General features: G+C 49.4%; 14 protein-coding genes. 5 read left to right on the top strand and 9 right to left on the bottom strand.

Features of this window, described 5'->3' with window-relative positions; genetic code table 11:
• Positions 1-24 precede the first annotated feature (24 nt).
• From AC1XTG_RS17965 to AC1XTG_RS17945, 5 genes are all read right to left on the bottom strand, one after another.
• The gene (locus tag AC1XTG_RS17965) at positions 25-711 is read right to left on the bottom strand and encodes a DUF421 domain-containing protein (RefSeq protein ID WP_056284621.1); all 687 of its coding nucleotides are present in this window, start codon (positions 709-711) and stop codon (positions 25-27) included.
• Entirely contained in the window at positions 708-1,424 is a 717-nt protein-coding gene (locus tag AC1XTG_RS17960; protein ID WP_484842896.1) for a DUF421 domain-containing protein, read from the bottom strand. Before AC1XTG_RS17960 ends, AC1XTG_RS17965 begins: the two co-directional genes overlap by 4 nt.
• Before the next feature lie 21 nt (positions 1,425-1,445).
• Entirely contained in the window at positions 1,446-3,638 is a 2,193-nt protein-coding gene (gene glgX / locus AC1XTG_RS17955; protein WP_484842895.1) for a glycogen debranching protein GlgX, read from the bottom strand.
• Between the two features lie 84 nt (positions 3,639-3,722).
• Complete coding sequence (locus AC1XTG_RS17950) at positions 3,723-3,965, bottom strand: hypothetical protein (protein WP_056284608.1); 243 nt, start codon at positions 3,963-3,965, stop codon at positions 3,723-3,725.
• 24 nt (positions 3,966-3,989) lie between these two features.
• Positions 3,990-4,547, bottom strand: a complete 558-nt coding sequence (locus tag AC1XTG_RS17945; RefSeq protein WP_484842894.1) for a DUF4142 domain-containing protein — start codon at positions 4,545-4,547, stop codon at positions 3,990-3,992.
• 149 nt (positions 4,548-4,696) lie between these two features.
• Here AC1XTG_RS17945 and AC1XTG_RS17940 point away from each other — a divergent pair, with 149 nt between their 5' ends.
• Positions 4,697-5,170, top strand: a complete 474-nt coding sequence (locus AC1XTG_RS17940) for a hypothetical protein (RefSeq protein ID WP_056284603.1) — start codon at positions 4,697-4,699, stop codon at positions 5,168-5,170.
• 10 nt (positions 5,171-5,180) lie between these two features.
• On the opposite strand, the gene AC1XTG_RS17935 is transcribed toward AC1XTG_RS17940, so the two are convergent.
• Positions 5,181-5,852 (bottom strand): DUF6766 family protein, encoded by a 672-nt coding sequence (locus AC1XTG_RS17935; protein WP_056284600.1) that lies wholly within the window; start codon positions 5,850-5,852, stop codon positions 5,181-5,183.
• A gap of 34 nt (positions 5,853-5,886) precedes the next feature.
• The gene (locus tag AC1XTG_RS17930) at positions 5,887-6,612 is read right to left on the bottom strand and encodes a hypothetical protein (RefSeq protein ID WP_484842893.1); all 726 of its coding nucleotides are present in this window, start codon (positions 6,610-6,612) and stop codon (positions 5,887-5,889) included.
• 186 nt (positions 6,613-6,798) lie between these two features.
• Between AC1XTG_RS17930 and AC1XTG_RS17925 the strand changes: the two genes are divergently transcribed.
• Positions 6,799-7,053: a hypothetical protein gene (locus tag AC1XTG_RS17925; RefSeq protein ID WP_056286411.1), complete on the top strand. Its 255-nt coding sequence runs from the start codon at positions 6,799-6,801 to the stop codon at positions 7,051-7,053.
• Between the two features lie 167 nt (positions 7,054-7,220).
• Complete coding sequence (locus AC1XTG_RS17920) at positions 7,221-7,757, top strand: DUF4142 domain-containing protein (protein WP_484842892.1); 537 nt, start codon at positions 7,221-7,223, stop codon at positions 7,755-7,757.
• Positions 7,758-7,839: 82 nt separating this feature from the next.
• Here AC1XTG_RS17920 and AC1XTG_RS17915 read toward each other — a convergent pair whose 3' ends face one another.
• Positions 7,840-8,280 carry a response regulator gene (locus AC1XTG_RS17915; RefSeq protein ID WP_484842891.1) on the bottom strand — a complete coding sequence of 147 codons (441 nt, stop codon included), beginning with the start codon at positions 8,278-8,280 and terminating at the stop codon, positions 7,840-7,842.
• 62 nt (positions 8,281-8,342) lie between these two features.
• Positions 8,343-12,884 (bottom strand): CheR family methyltransferase, encoded by a 4,542-nt coding sequence (locus tag AC1XTG_RS17910; protein WP_484842890.1) that lies wholly within the window; start codon positions 12,882-12,884, stop codon positions 8,343-8,345.
• A gap of 219 nt (positions 12,885-13,103) precedes the next feature.
• Between AC1XTG_RS17910 and AC1XTG_RS17905 the strand changes: the two genes are divergently transcribed.
• On the top strand, positions 13,104-13,535 hold the full coding sequence (locus tag AC1XTG_RS17905; RefSeq protein ID WP_162242742.1) for a response regulator: 432 nt from the start codon (positions 13,104-13,106) through the stop codon (positions 13,533-13,535).
• Between the two features lie 63 nt (positions 13,536-13,598).
• Positions 13,599-15,704: a phosphate acetyltransferase gene (pta, locus tag AC1XTG_RS17900; RefSeq protein WP_484842889.1), complete on the top strand. Its 2,106-nt coding sequence runs from the start codon at positions 13,599-13,601 to the stop codon at positions 15,702-15,704.
• Positions 15,705-15,707: the final 3 nt, after the last annotated feature.

Below are 15,707 nucleotides of genomic sequence, written 5' to 3'. Positions count from 1 at the left end.
GTTTCCCGGGAATTAACCAGCGCATTATTTTACAGCCGCTATAAAACGGTCATTGCCGCAATTGCTGCACTTTTCATCAGCATGATTGCCGACTGCCTTATTCCCGCATTGATCACAAACCTGCTCGTTACTGGTCTCGCTGATCTCACTTTGGTACTCTTTATCCCATATCGGCAGAATGGGCAGGCCGGGCACTACCTCATAATTTTTGATCAGGGTAAAAGCGCCGCCCGCTTCAAAGTAGAGCCTTTTTACCTCCCCCAAATGCCTGATACTGCTTCCCCGAAGCTGCGCAAATGCCCGCTCGCGGGTTATACCCGTTTTCTGCATCATGTCGAGGTTGAGGCGGCTATCTTCTACGATCGGTGTGATGTTTCCCTGCATCAGGTTTTCCAGTTTCTGGTTCCTGGTGGAAAGTCCTGCGATCAGCTGCTGAATGGAAACCACGATCGCGGCTATGACCACTGCGGCAAGGATACCACGGTCAGGAGATTGGAGCGGCACCCCGATCGCGGCGGCCAGCGATACCATCGCGATCATTTCGCTGCGGCTCAGCTGTGACGCCATTCTTTTTCCCATCAGCCGCATTGATACCATCAGAATAAGGTAGATCACGGCGATCCGCAATATCACTTCCAGGTAAAAACCGCCCGGGACATCACCAATGAAGATCCGCTGCCAATCAGTTATGTGGATATCCTCGGGTTTCATGAGGTTACGAGTTGAGATTTAATGGAGATTGTGGCAGGTAACCAGTCGTTTGAGCCACATACCTTGCAGGATTGCTCGTTGCTGGCATCGTAGATCACTTTCCCGCAGTTTGCACACACAGTCGCACCGTTTACAGGTTCCTGGTAAAAACCTGCAATCGCCTCATCGTGCGGGGGAAAGATCTGCAAGCCGGGCTGTGGCTCGTCTCTTCTGTAAATGCTGAACATGCCGCAGGCTTCCAGGTAAACGCGCCCTACATCTCCCAGATTAAGCACATCCTTACCTCTTAACGCCGAAAACAGCTGCTGCCGGGAGACCTTTGATTTACCCATCTGTTCCAACTGGATCACGCCATTCTTCACCACCATTTCGGTACGTCCCTGTGTGGCCCGCTCAAACTTCCGGCTTTTAAATTCGGCCATGTTGAGGCCGCGCTGGAAGATCAATGCGCAAACGAGGATCATAATGCCCATTAATAAACCCAGCTGGGGTATCTGCATAGCCGGGGATACAATAGCACCGAGGGTGATCATCACCGCCATTTCAGAAATGGTCAGCTGACCGCCCATTCTTTTTCCCATTAACCTCACTACAACAAGCAATGCAATGAAAACGAGGGTTGTACGAAGAAATACCTCAATCAGGAATTCAGGGGGAGCCTGCCCGAATAAAATCCGCGGCCAGTCCCAGGGTTGTATTTCATCTTTTTTCATGATCCTTTTCGCTGGGTTATCCTATACGCTGGCCGATTTTTCATTCGGACATTTCAATACCATTACGCTCCGGTCAGGGATGGAAAGTACTTCTCCCGGCTTGAAATCGTCGCCCGATTCCGCGATCATACACGCGTCGGTATCGATGACAATGCGCCATTCGTCGCCGCAATCGTCAGACGGAAGTACGAAGTCCACCGCTTCCGGCGTGCAGTTGAAAATGAGGAAGAAAGTATCGTCTACAATCCGTTCATTGTTCATATCGACGCAACGGATACCGTTTCCATTCAGGTACACACCAAATACACCCGCAGCCGCAGAATTCCATTGATCATCCGTAACCTGACTTCCGTCCGGCAGCATCCACATAATATCCTTTACTTCGGATCCGTGGAGCGGCAAGCCCTGGAACCAGCGGCGGCGGCGGAAAGTAGGGTGTTCTTTACAAAACCGTATGAGCGATCTGGTGAATTCAAGAAGCTTTTGATCTGCTTTGTCCCAAAGTATCCATGAAATTTCATCGTCCTGGCAGTAGCTGTTGTTGTTACCTCCCTGGCTGCGCCCCAGCTCGTCACCGGCAACCAGCATCGGAACGCCCTGTGAGAGAAACATGGTCGCGAGGAAGTTGCGTTTCTGTTTGTTTCTGAGCTGAATGATGCCTTCGTCGTCAGTTTCTCCCTCCACGCCGCAGTTCCACGACCTGTTATCGTCGGACCCATCCTTATTATCTTCTCCGTTCGCTTCATTGTGCTTTTCATTGTACGAAACAAGATCGTGCAATGTAAAGCCGTCGTGCGCGGTAACGAAGTTGATGCTGGCTGTGGGCCTGCGGTAATCGCCGCGATAAAGGTCGGGGCTGCCTGTGAAACGGTTGGCGAAAGTGCTTAAAGATACCTCTTCCCCACGCCAGAAATCACGGACTTCATCCCGGAACATGTCGTTCCATTCTGCCCAGCCGGGAGGGAATTTACCCACCATATAACCAGAATCACCAATGTCCCAGGGTTCCGCAATCAGCTTCACGCGGGAGATAACAGGATCCTGGTGAATGATGTTGAAGAAAGAGCCCAGGTTGTCTGTCTCGTGCAGGGTACGTGCCAGTGTAGACGCAAGGTCAAACCGGAAGCCGTCAACATGCATTTCAGTGATCCAGTAGCGCAGGCTGTCCATGATCAATGCGAGTACATTGGGCAATTGTACATTCAATGTGTTGCCAGTACCCGTGTAATCCATGTAATAACGCTGGTCTTCCGGGGTGAGCCGGTAGTACGAAGCATTATCAAATCCTTTGAAGCACAGGGTAGGGCCCATGTGGTTGCCTTCCGCAGTATGATTGTACACTACGTCAAGGATCACTTCAATTCCTGCCTTGTGCAGTTCCTTGACCATATTCTTGAATTCCGAAACCTGCTCGCCGTTCTTACCGGTGCTGCTGTAACGCGAGTCCGGTGCAAAGAAGCCAAGCGTGTTGTACCCCCAGTAATTGGTAAGTCCTTTTTCAAGCAGGTGCTGGTCTGCGACAAACTGGTGCACGGGCATCAGCTCAATAGCGGTAATGCCCAGTGATTTCAGGTAATCGATTGTAACCGGGTGTGCTACTCCCGCGTAAGTACCCCGGATCTCTTCGGGAATGTCTGGGTGTGTAAATGTGAGCCCTTTTACATGTGCTTCGTAAATGATCGAATCATGATAAGGAATGTCGGGGCGTGTGTCGTCTTCCCAGTCAAACTGACAATCAATGACCACCGATTTGGGGATATAGGGGGCACTGTCGCTTTCGCTGAAACTCAAATCTTCCTCTTTATCGCCAATCTTGTATGCAAACAGCGCCTCATTCCATTTCAGCTCACCAGCCAGCGCGCGGCTATAAGGGTCCACCAGCAGCTTGTTGGGGTTGAACCGGTGTCCGTTTTCCGGCTCAAAGCGGCCGTGCACGCGGTAACCGTAAAGTTGGCCGGGTTGCAGCCCTGGTACGTAAACGTGCCAGATATGGTGTGTCACTTCTTCAATCTTAATCTTGATATCCTCCTCACAATCGTTTTCAGCTTTAAAAAGGCAAAGCTCCACGCCATCTGCATTCTCTGAGAAAACTGCAAAGTTGACGCCGTTTCCGTCAAATGAAGCGCCCAGTGGATAAGGTCTCCCCGGAAGTACTTTTATCTGTGCCGAGGAAGGGGATTCAAGCAGCTCATTTTCTATATGTCTGTCCGCCATAATTGATCAAAAAACCGTGTAATTAATCTTGTAACCGAAATAAGCAGCCGGGGTTCAGATCCGGCTGCTTGCAATAATGGAACATTACTCGTCTTCGTACTTGTCGTCGAACTCGTCATTGGGGTTTCTGTCCCCGCTGTTTGCCCCGCGTCCGCCCTTGTTGGTAATGCGCGCTTCCAGTTCTTCTTCTGCGCCGGGCTTGCTGTAATCGATCCCGTAATCATCCACCTCGTCCTCATTGAAGTTGTCGGTGGCATTCCGCCCGCCTGAGGTCGGGTCATTTTTGAGGACCCTTTCCTTATCGGATTGTGCTTTGTCGTTTTCCATGATTATTGTCTTTTAAAATGCACTTTACATTTTATCATGCATCATTTCCGCCATTTCAAGATGGTGTCTCAAAGTAGGCAGCTTTTGAGAAGCCCATGATTTAAGCTCGGCATCCTGACCTGTGTTTGACTGTTTTTCAAACAGCGAAACGGTTTCCTTGTGGGAAGCAACCATCATACGCACATACATCATATTGAATGCAGCACCAGAGGCAGTGTTCAGGCTGTCCAGCATTTTTTGCTTGGCCGCGCTCAGTGTCGCAGGGATTTCCACTTTCTTGGGATCTGCAATTCCTTTCAGCTCATTATTGGCTTTGGTGTGGTCAGTTATCATCATTTGCCCGAAAGATTTGATGCTCATTGTATCCGATCCCATTACCATACCTGTTCCGGCCGTGTCGCCTTTTGCAACCGCCATCTCTCCCGCTTTCACTTCAAACATTCCCCCGTCTGCTGCATTTGTTACAAACATCCTGTCGGCTTCGGGTACCATAGTCCCCACATTATCATCGTCATCATCATTACAGGATACGGCCACGAACATTCCGGCGGTAAGCATCAGGAGCAATTTCAACTTTTTCATAAGACGCATTTTAAGTTTGTTGTTGATAAATTTTCGCCGGTCGCTAATAAAAATGCATGCCAGCAGCCGCTCACCTCTTTTTTCAAAAGTGTGGAAGCGGATTTTTGGCACGATTTTTATAATCGCGCTCAAAGTTTTATCCCATATCCATGTCAGAGAGTTCAAGAGATATCGTCAAGTGTACCGCCCGCGTTTGGAGGCTGATTAAAAAGCAGGAAGAGCTTTTCAGGTCTGTAATGGGGTTGGAGATCTCTGCTGCGTTGCGAAAAACGTGCAGCAATGGATTTATGATTTCCCTTTTGTACAAAAAGGAAATGGGTGCGCTTTACGAGTCGGTGAAGTGCAACCTGAATGATGGTGATCTGGCGAGTATTACTAGAAGTAAAAACGACGATTCAATGGACGCTGATAACCTTGCTGGCTTGCTTTCCGATCTGATCCGGGGAGAGCAGCAGCTGATCAGCGCATACGAGCTGTTGCTCTCACATATAGATGAAGATAGCGAGGCCGCCCTGGCCTGTCACGCGCACATCAGCCAGCTGGCCTCCCTGAGCCACACGCTGGCAGCCGAGTTGACCGAATTTTCTGATGATACCCAGGATGCTTATACGTCGGTAGCGTAGTCTGGTAACCTCATTTACCTGTTTCTGAGTCAGGCGCATCTACGGGCTTGGATTCGGGAGAACCTTTCTGACGAAGGAAAATGGTAAATACTACAATGCTCGCAATGGAAAGGAATTCGCTCTGCCAGTTTTGAAATGCCTCAAACCAGAAATTAGCCTGCGTCAGGTAGTTTCCCATCGTATCCGCCGGCATTCCGTTTAAAACCTGCTGTTCATTATGGTCCACCCAGCTTCCGTAAAGGTGCAGGTACCAGCTGATCAGGAACAGAACCAGGAACATCGCGAACAGCGAATTTTCATATAGTTTCAGTATCCAACCTCCTTTATTAACTGCCCAGGGCGCGTCTTTTCCCGGGCGTGGCTCACGGTCTACCTCTTCTTTTTCATCCAGCGACTTGGATTCCGCGGAGCCTTTCTGGCGTAGTCCCACGGTGAGTACCACGTACAGTGCCATTTGCAGGAATTCACTTTCAAAGTTTTCAAATGTGGCAGAAATGAAGTGCCCGCTTTGCAGGTAAGCTGTAAACCCGATTGCGGGGGCATTGTCCTGTTCAAGCTCCGAATTATGCTCGTGCCAGCCGGTAATGGCCTGTCCCGCGAGCGTCACCAGGAACAAGGTGATAAATACGATACTTAAACTGTTCCGATAGAAGAAGGAATGTTTTGTCTCTGCTGTTTTCATGATGGGTTTTGAGAAAACGTGGGAATATTCAGACTCATTTTGGTAAAATCGTTAATTGTACAACCGCAGCCTGCGAACCATCGGCATTGGAACGCTGCCAGCCGAGTGAAAGCGGGAAACGCTCTGCCAGGAAAAGCTCGATACCGGCGGTAAGGCGCCCTTTGTTATGTGACCCCGAGATCCAGTCAGCAAGAAAATGGATTTTTTTATACCAGAATCCAAGATCAACCCCGCTTTGAACCCCGTAAACGGGACCGTCGCTCAGGTAACGGTGGTTACTAATGTACGGCCCGGCTACAAACTGGTACTGATCCTGGCTTCCCACTGTCGCGAGCAGGTTGGCATATCCGTAGTAAACAAACCTGTGCCCGTGGCTGCCTGTGAGATTGGTACCCGCCACAGCCCCGAAACCTGTGGAAAAATGATCGTTCAGCTCAAAAGATTTCTGCGCATTGGCCAGCAACAGGGGCGCGAATGGAAGTATGGTTGTGGTATCGTTGACCTCAAAATGCCTCGTCTTATAATTGTAATCCACATTAATGAGATTCAATCCCGCTTCCCAGCCTTTTCCAAGACCATAGGTAAGTGTTGTAGAGGACTCGATCTGATCATTGATCTCGAATTGTTGCTGAATGCTGATCTGCCGGGCGTCGGCAATATCGGATGAAGAAACGTTGAAAATGGTTAATTGTGCGAATACGGAGCTGCACGCAAACAAAATGAAGATTGCTGCGAGGCAAGTTCTGGAAAGTGTGGTCATATGATACTATACTGTGAAGACTGTGATGCAGGCAGTAAGAGAAAAAACTATTCCACTCAAAACCAGAGGTTGTAAGGCTCGTATTGTGCCTGATTTCAGTCCAATTTTGGGGTAGATGAAGGCAGTTGGAATAATTTTTGATCAAACCCGGTGCCTGCAAACGGGTGCAGGCTTAAATCAACAGATATGAACGATCAAATTAATCCGCAACACCGCGAAGGAAAAGTAGCAGAAGCCATTGAGGAACAAACCGCGAAGTTGCCCTCAGACATCTTTTTATGGGCGGCGATCGCTTCAATGGGCGCGTCACTTACATTGAAAATCCTTGGACGAAAACATACTGCATTGTTTGTTGGACAATGGGCGGCGCCATTCCTGCTGCTGGGAACTTACAACAAGATTGTAAAAACACAGGGTCACGATTCTACCGACCACGAGTAGAAGATCGGACTTGCAGGCAATGCGGCCTGATTATGCGGATTGTTGTTAACGGCAGCGCATAATTGGGCCGCGTCCTTTTTGGGGATGCCCAGCTCTATACTCCCGCCACTGGCATGCATTTTTACAAAAACCGCACGCTAAATCAGTAACATTTAAACAAAACATTTATGAAGACGATCATCGTGTGGGCAAGTTGCTTCACCATTGTTATCATGCTCGCGGCATTGTCGGGCCTCCGGCTGGATTCGCCAGATCAGCAATTTGTTCTTAAAGCTGCAGAAGGAGGGATGCTGGAAGTACAGCTCGGTAACCTCGCTGCTAAAAACGGCGTCTCCCCGAAGGTGAAGGAATTTGGTAAAATGATGGTGAAAGACCATACCAAAGTAAATGATGAGCTGAAAGCACTCGCTAAAAAGAAGCAGATCCAAATACCAGCCGGACTGGGCAAAGCGGCAAAGCAGCAGTACGATAGTCTTGCAGCGATGAAAGGCGAACCCTTCGATATGCTTTATATGAATATGATGATTGCCTCACACGAACAAACGATCGGGCTTTTCCAGACAGAGTCCAACAAAGGGCAGGATAATGAATTGAAAAGCTGGGCAGATGCAAAGATCCCTGCATTAAAGCACCATCTTGAAATGGCCGAAGAGTTGTTCAAACATTCAAGTAACTCTCCGGCATCCCACAAATCCCACAAGTAAGATATAGAAGTTCCCTGCCCGGTTCCGAAGGTATATAATAGCGCGAAACGAGCAGGGAATTCTCGCCTGCTATTTTCTCAAATCAATTTGCCGTAACCCTCCTGCCCAGCCAAAAGTTACAGATTCCCTGCAGCGTGTTTTTGAGGTTTTCGAGCTCCATAGGCTTAACAATGTAAGCGTCAGCGCCGAACTGGTAACATTGATGGATTTTGTCCGTGCGTGTTTCGCTGCTCATCACCACCACGGGGATTTCGTTGAGGTAGGTGTCGGTTTGGGCTCTCTGCTGGCGGAGTGCTTTGAGCAGGTCGAGTCCGTTCATGCCCGGCATGTTGAGATCCACAATAATTAATCCCGGCAGCTGATCACTCTTTTGTTGAGTGATCAGCGTATTCAGGTGTCTGTGCAGCACTTTGCCGTCTTCAAAAAATTTCATTGCATACTGCCCGCCAAATTGTTTGAACGCTTTGTAAAGCAGAAAATGGAAATCGGGATTGTCGTCGACAATGTACATTTCTCTAATCATATCAGTCATATTTTTCGCCTCCGAGACTACACTATTCAACTTATGCCACCCGGTTTCCTTGGTTAATATGTTTTTGGAAGACTAACTACAAAGGTTGTACCCGCTTCACCACTGGTGATCTGCAAGTCTCCTTTCAGCAGCCTGATCAGGTGCTTAACAATAAACAGCCCAATACCTTCCCCATTATTTTCTTTCTTGTCGCGTCCTTTTTCCTGCTGGTCTTCGTCGCCGTCATCGCCCAGAATGCGGTCGATCAGTTTTGGGGAAATCCCCACTCCGGTATCCGCAATACTGAACTGCCAGCCCGGATTGTCGCCAAAACCGGCTTCGTTCCAGCTCACATTCACACTGCCGGCTGCTGTATACCTGATTGCATTCAGCAGTAGATTTTGAGCAATGCGCCTGATTTTCACTACATCTCCGTTAATCACCAGCTCGGCTGGTCCTTCACATTGAAGCGACAGATTTTTGGTCGCTGCCATTGGGGAAGAACCATCACACAACTCCCGCAACAACTGGGAAACGTTGAATGAAGTGATTTCCAGTCTTTCCTGTCCTGATTCCAGTCTTGCAAAATCGAGCAGCTGGTTCATCATCTGCGCAACCTGGCCCAGGTTACGCTGGATCATATCGACGGTCTTCTTCCTGTCCTCTTCCGTTTCCATGATATTCATCAGAGATGCTGCCCCGCTGATAATGCCAAAGCTGCCGCGCAGGTCATGGAAGGTCGACCGCAGGAAAGAGCCCCGCTGGCGCACATATTCCTTCACTACCGAAAGCGACTCGATGATCTCTACGGATCCGTTCAGCTGCTCGATCAGTTCGTCCTGGTGGGATTTTGCTTCTTTCAGGGAGCTGATATCCAGTTCCGTGATCGCTACGCCGTGGTCGTGCTGGGATATGGAAACACCCGCCCATTTGCGTTCGGGTTCCTCACTTAATATTTCTTCGTAGCGGTACTCTTTTTTGGCAAGTACCTCCGTCATTATCTTCACTTTTTCCGCCGGATAAAGTTCTGAGGCGAGCATTCCCAGCATTTCACCAACCTGCTTGCCCAAACCGGTCGCATATTTCTCATTGCAAACAGCCAATCTGAAATCAACAGGCTCGTCGCCTTCGTATATCCCCTTGAAAAAGCCGATAGAAGCAGGGGAGCTGTTGAGCACAGCCTGCAAATTCTCGGCAGTTTGTACCAATCTCGTTTCTGCCTGCTTGCGGTCTGTAATATCCAGTACAGTCACCACTATACCCGCCAGATCCACTTGCCGCGTGATCAGGAATGCGGCCGTTTTTCCGGGAGCAATCCTCAATCCGCTCACTTCGCGATAGGCTGTATTTCCTGTGGTAAGTACTTCGGTATAAAGGTCAAACAGTCCGGTGTCGCGGAAGTCGGGATACCATTGCAGCAGCGTTTTCTCGGTCAGGTCCGACTCGCTCATTCCGGTGAGTTCGAGCGCTACGTCGTTGTAAATGGAAGTAATGAAGTCAACCACTTTCCCCTCCGGCGAGTACACCGCTTCCATTAAGGTCAGCGCGGCGGGTACGCCGTTCAGTACACTCCGCAGTCGGGCGGCCGTGCGCCTCAGTTCTGCATTGGCCCTTTCGAGTCCGGTATTGGCATTGGTAAGTTCTCTTGTTCTTTCCTCCACATGCAGGTTGAGCTGCTGGGTTAGTGTTTTTTGCAAATGAACATTGGTGCAGGTGGCTATATACCCGGAGAAAACCCCGTTGCTGGAAAACATCGGCTTCGTATTTTCCAGTATCCACTGGTACTCGCCGTCACGCCTCCGCAACCTGTATTCAGCCGTGTAGGGCGATCTGTCGTTCATGCTTTTGACAGAAAGCTCCTTGTACCAGTCCCGGTCTTCCGGGTGGATGCTTTCCGCCAGTAAATGTCCCTTTTCTTTCTCGTAAGATTGTCCCGTGAAATCCAGCCAAGCTTTGTTCAGGTAATTGACCTTCCCGTCAGGCCGCGATACCCAGATCATGGCGGTTGCATTGTCGACTAGCTCCTCAAACCATTGCTGGCGCTCTTTGAGCAGACTTTGCGCTTTGTGGTGCTCCGTATTATCTTCGAATACAAGCAGGATCGTCTGCTTGCGGTGCAGCAGGACTTTCCGCGCGTGGATCAGCATGATGCGTTCGTCTCCGGAGTTTACTTCCAGCTTGACCTCAAATCCGGTGATCGGGGCATTTCGGCTGATCAGGTTATGCATTAAGTCGCTGAATCCGCTGAAATCGAGTTTGCGGTTGCCCAGCTCATAAACTGTACTTCCCACTGTACTCTCCGGATTGGTACGGAACACGCGGTAAAACGCTTTGTTCGCCACCTTGATCCTGAGCTGATCGTCGAGTACGAGGGTGGCTTCATTAATGGTATCCAGGATCGCTTCCGAATAGTCGTAGGATTCGCTGAGCTGGTCGTTTCTTACCTGCAGCTCCTGGTTGATCGTCTGCAATTCCTCATTTGCAGATTCAATTTCCTCCTTGCTGGTCTCGAGTTCTTCATTGATGCTCTGCAGCTCTTCGTTGCTGCTGACAATCTCTTCATTCGCCGATTGCAGCTCTTCATTGCTGGCCTCCTGTTCTTCAATGATCGAGTGCATATCCTGCCGCAGCGCTGCCAGTTCTGCTTCCAGCATCAGAACGCGCTTGTCCGCTTCCATTTCCACGACACCCAGGGAGGCTGGATTATCCTTCAACTCCTCAAAAAGGATGAGGAACAACTGCTGATTGGCCGAGCTCGTAATTGGCACCGCCTTGATCTCGACGTAATGTACCACACCATCTACGATCACTTCCAGGCCCGACTTGCTGGTCGGCTGGGAGGTCTTTCTTGCCTTGTGTATCGCATTACGCAACTCGAAAACAAGTGACGGCCGCGCCATTTTCGAAAGGTTCAGGCTGGCTTTGCCTGTGGCGTGTTCAAGGAAGAGACTCGTAGAGCCGCGGAACTGGAGAATCTCCATATCCTGATCTACAATAATACTTGGCGGGATAAAATTGCTTAGCAGCCAGGTGTCAACAAGCTTATCCAGATCTTGTGGGGGTAGCATTTCCTGGCTCTTAGAGGTAGAAGTTTTGGTGTCAATTACGAAAGCGTTTCTTTTAATACTGATGTCCGATGGAATCCGTGCAACCGTATTGTTTTTTCTTGCAAAAACCTTGTATTCCTTTTCAATCTGCGAGAAATGCGAAGGCGAGCTGCCTACTGCCTCCGATTTTCCGAGTACCAGCACGCCGCCCGGGTTCAGGGAATAATGGAAAGTCGCGAGCGCTTTTTTCTGCAGCATATCATCCAGGTATATCAGCAGATTGCGGCAGGTGACCATATCCAGCCTTGAAAACGGCGGGTCGGTAAGCAGGTTATGCGGTGCAAACACGCACAGGTCACGGATAGGCTTGTTGATCCGGTACTGCTCGTCGGTTTTGGTAAAAAAGCGGTCTAGTCTTCGTACAGAGATATCCTTTACCTCACTCTGGGTATATACGCCAACCCGCGCTTTGGCAATAGCAGTTTCGCTCAGGTCGGTTGCAAAGATCTGGATCGGAATACTGGCGGTACGTTCACCAAGTATTTCCATAATGATCATGGCAATGGAATACGCTTCCTGTCCCGTGGAACAAGCCGTTACCCAAAGCCTGACAGGATCCCCCGCATTTTTGTTTTTGATAATGGCAGGAAGGATCTGCTTTTTAAGGTAGTCCATTGTCTGCTCATCCCGGAAAAAGCTGGTTACGTTAATAAGCAGGTCATTGTAAAGGATAGTGGCCTCGGCAGGATGCTGTTTCAGGTAGTCCATATACTGGCTCAGCTTGTCCAGCTTGTACAACAGCATTCGCCTGATGATCCGCCTGCGGATCGTGCTTTTTTTATAATGACCAAAATCTATCCCTACCGATGACTTTACAAATGCGAGAATCTTTGCAAGGTCTTTGTCGGTGGAATCTTCTTCTATATTTTCCTGTGTCTCGTTCGTAAGCTGGAATATATCGGCATGCTGGCTCAGCCGCACCAGTTCGGCGGCAATGTCTTTCGGGCTCAGCACCATATCGACCACACCCTCACTGATCGCCGACTGCGGCATTTCGGAAAATTCTGCACTTTCATCCTGCGCGAAAGTGATGCCTCCCGCTACTTTAATTGCTTTCAGTCCCAGCGTTCCGTCACTCGCCATACCCGACAATACAATACCGATTGCACCGTCCTTTTGTCTTTCCGAAAGAGATATAAAAAACTGGTCGATCGGAAGATGAATGTGCGGGCGCGGCTTTCTGGGTACCAGCACCAGTACGCCGTCTATGATTTCCATTCCCTTGTTCGGAGGGATGACGTAAAGGTGGTTGGGGGAAATCTGCATCAGTGGTGCTGCTTCCAGCACTTTCATCTGCGTAGCCTTCGCTAGAATGGACGAAAGCCGGCTTTCAAATTCGGGGGATAGATGTTGAATATATACAAATGCCAGGCCGGTATCCGGCGGAAGATGCTGCAAAAGCTCGGTCACAGCAAGTTGCCCTCCCGCAGATCCTCCAATCGCTACCACGGGCACCGGCTTGCTGCCAGGTGTCAGATTTACGTATTCATCATTCGCATCTTCAGACATTCAGATTTTATTTACGGAGTAAGGTTTTTTTTGTTTGTTTCTAATAAAGGAGGTAGGTAAAAGTAAAAGTTTTAAGCCTATATAAAAACAAAGAAATGGTAGTCTACTGTGTTACAACCATGATTATTCGGCAGGTACTATTTCAAAATTGGCATGATTGTTGCTTTTCGCCTTAATTCTTTGCTCATATCAACAAATCCTTACCCGACCAGCGAAACCATGAGACCCGTTTTCATTGTCGACGACTCTGCCGATTACAGGTTCTTGCTGAACCATTTCCTGGGGAGGTTTTTACCGGAAGGAAAGATAGAGTTCTTCGATGGCGCCAGGTCATTTTTGGAAAGAGTGGCCGCCATAGATGGTACCGCAGGGGACGAGGAGTTTCCTGCATTGATCATGCTCGACCTGAATATGGCGGAAATGGATGGGTATGAGCTCCTGCAAATCCTTAAAAATTCCGGCAACCGGATGAATCCAAAGTGGAAAGATATTCCGGTTGTGATCAACAGTGCCGATTATACAGACAGTGTGGCCACTAAAAGCGTTGAACTGGGCGCAATGACCTTTTTGCGAAAATCTGCCGACCTTACTGACCTCTACGGCCTGAAAGATTTTCTGGCAGCGCATTTGCAAAAATATGGCTCAGATTAGCCACATTGCTTTTACTATGGTGCGGTTCTGGTTAAAGCGAACTGTCCAAACAGACTTCCATTTATGACAAAATCCATTTTTATAGCTTCGGCAGAACCATTTACAGGCAAGTCGGTGCTGGCCCTCGGCCTCGTGAATATGTTACTCGGCAAAACCGAGAAGGTAGGGTATTTCAAACCGATCATTTCCGAGCAGCCGCCGGGCAAGAAAGAGCGGCATGTGGAAGCGATACTCGACTATTTTGCGCTCCCCGTTCCTTACGAGGATACCTTCGCATTCACCAGGCAGCAGGTACTGCAGTTCACCGAGTCAGAAAACCAGGGTGAAATGCTGGATACCATCATCAGCAAGTACAAAAAGCTGGAAGATACCTACGATTTTACTGTGATCGAAGGCAGCGATTTTCTCGGCGAGGGTATTGCATTCGAGTTTGAATCCAATGCGGCAATCGCGAAAAACCTCGGCGCGCCCGTGCTCGCCATTGTCGGCGGACAGAATAAATCTACTTCGCAGATCGTAAGTGCGGTACTCAATATCCTGCACAATTTCGAAAACAGGGAAGTGCAGGTGGTCGGTATTGTTGTAAACCGTGTCAAGCCCGAGCAGCAGGAAGATATTACTGCATTGCTGCAAATGCAGGTGCCTGCGCATGTAATGCTGTCGGTTATTCCCTGGAACAAGGATTTACAAAGTCCTACAATGCGCGAAATATGCGATGCATTGCAGGCCAAGCTACTTTTTGGTGAAAGCCTGATATCGAACCAGGTTGATAATTTCGTGACCGGCGCAATGATGCTGCCCAACTTTCTTAATCACATCAAGGAGAATGTCCTCATCGTAACACCAGGCGACAGGGGCGACATTATCATCGGGGCTATTCAGGCGAACCTTTCTACTAATTACCCGAAAGTGGCAGGTATCGTGCTCACCGCAGGTACCTTGCCCGACGAACCGGTGGTGCGGATGATCGAAGGTCTGCAAACCGTGATCCCGATCCTGGCAGTGGAAAAGGGTACTTTCGAAACAACTACCGCAATCGGCGCCATCAACTCCCGGATTACGGCAGATAATAAGAAAAAGATCGGTCTGGCTATCGAGACTTTCGAAAAATATGTGGACGTGAAAGCGCTGGACGAGCGGATCATTACTTTCCAGCCGCAGGGTATTACGCCGCATATGTTCCAGTATCAGTTGGTGAAATGGGCTAAAAATCAGAAAAAACACATAGTACTGCCAGAAGGAAACGATGACCGGATCCTGAAAGCCGCCACGCGCCTGGTGAACCAGCAGGTGGTGCAGCTGACCATTCTGGGCGACCCTGCGGAGATCACCGCGTCTTTCAAGCGGCTCGGCCTCAATCCCGATATGAATGAGATCCGCATTATTGATCCGGCCAATTCGGATAAATATGAGCTGTATGCTGAGAAGCTGTACGAGCTTCGTAAAAACCGGAACGTGAACCAGGAAATGGCGCGTGACCTGATGCAGGATGTTTCCTATTTCGGAACCATGATGGTGTATATGGGAGAGGCAGACGGAATGGTTTCGGGTGCGATACACACTACCCAGCATACGATCAGGCCTGCATTGCAGTTTATCAAAACCAAACCCGGCGTATCCATCGTGTCGTCTATTTTCTTTATGTGCCTGCCCGAGCGCGTGTCGGTGTTCGGCGATTGTGCGGTAAATCCAAATCCTACCGCCGATCAGCTGGCCGACATTGCGATTTCGTCAGCTGAAAGCAGCGCAAGGTTCGGCATCGAGCCCCGCATTGCGATGTTGTCCTATTCGTCGGGTTCTTCGGGGGAAGGGGAGGATGTGGAGAAAGTAAGGGAAGCGACCCGCATTGTAAAACAAAAAAGGCCCGACCTGAAAGTGGAAGGCCCCATTCAGTACGATGCTGCCGTAGACCCGATCGTCGGAAAGCAAAAGCTGTCTGAATCGGAAGTGGCCGGAAAAGCCAGCGTGCTGATTTTCCCGGATTTGAATACCGGAAACAATACCTACAAGGCGGTGCAGCGGGAGACAGGCGCATTGGCAATTGGTCCGATGCTGCAGGGGCTGAACAAGCCGGTCAATGATTTGAGCCGCGGGTGTACGGTAGATGATATTTTTAACACAGTAGTGATCACGGCGATTCAGTGCCAGGAAGGCTTGCAGCCTGTTTAAAAC

This window comes from Dyadobacter sp. HNCC25DJ183 (genome assembly GCF_056895175.1).
The sequence above is the reverse complement of the archived record's forward strand: the minus strand, read 5'-3'. Positions and strand labels throughout refer to the sequence as shown.

What these genes read in the sequence shown, in the direction of transcription:
- AC1XTG_RS17965 (WP_056284621.1), bottom strand. Translation starts at nt 711, where the DNA reads ATGAAACCCGAGGATATCCACATAACTGATTGGCAGCGGATCTTCATT.
- AC1XTG_RS17960 (WP_484842896.1), bottom strand. Translation starts at nt 1,424, where the DNA reads ATGAAAAAAGATGAAATACAACCCTGGGACTGGCCGCGGATTTTATTC.
- glgX (WP_484842895.1), bottom strand. Translation starts at nt 3,638, where the DNA reads ATGGCGGACAGACATATAGAAAATGAGCTGCTTGAATCCCCTTCCTCG.
- AC1XTG_RS17950 (WP_056284608.1), bottom strand. Translation starts at nt 3,965, where the DNA reads ATGGAAAACGACAAAGCACAATCCGATAAGGAAAGGGTCCTCAAAAAT.
- AC1XTG_RS17945 (WP_484842894.1), bottom strand. Translation starts at nt 4,547, where the DNA reads ATGAAAAAGTTGAAATTGCTCCTGATGCTTACCGCCGGAATGTTCGTG.
- AC1XTG_RS17940 (WP_056284603.1), top strand. Translation starts at nt 4,697, where the DNA reads ATGTCAGAGAGTTCAAGAGATATCGTCAAGTGTACCGCCCGCGTTTGG.
- AC1XTG_RS17935 (WP_056284600.1), bottom strand. Translation starts at nt 5,852, where the DNA reads ATGAAAACAGCAGAGACAAAACATTCCTTCTTCTATCGGAACAGTTTA.
- AC1XTG_RS17930 (WP_484842893.1), bottom strand. Translation starts at nt 6,612, where the DNA reads ATGACCACACTTTCCAGAACTTGCCTCGCAGCAATCTTCATTTTGTTT.
- AC1XTG_RS17925 (WP_056286411.1), top strand. Translation starts at nt 6,799, where the DNA reads ATGAACGATCAAATTAATCCGCAACACCGCGAAGGAAAAGTAGCAGAA.
- AC1XTG_RS17920 (WP_484842892.1), top strand. Translation starts at nt 7,221, where the DNA reads ATGAAGACGATCATCGTGTGGGCAAGTTGCTTCACCATTGTTATCATG.
- AC1XTG_RS17915 (WP_484842891.1), bottom strand. Translation starts at nt 8,280, where the DNA reads ATGATTAGAGAAATGTACATTGTCGACGACAATCCCGATTTCCATTTT.
- AC1XTG_RS17910 (WP_484842890.1), bottom strand. Translation starts at nt 12,884, where the DNA reads ATGTCTGAAGATGCGAATGATGAATACGTAAATCTGACACCTGGCAGC.
- AC1XTG_RS17905 (WP_162242742.1), top strand. Translation starts at nt 13,104, where the DNA reads ATGAGACCCGTTTTCATTGTCGACGACTCTGCCGATTACAGGTTCTTG.
- pta (WP_484842889.1), top strand. Translation starts at nt 13,599, where the DNA reads ATGACAAAATCCATTTTTATAGCTTCGGCAGAACCATTTACAGGCAAG.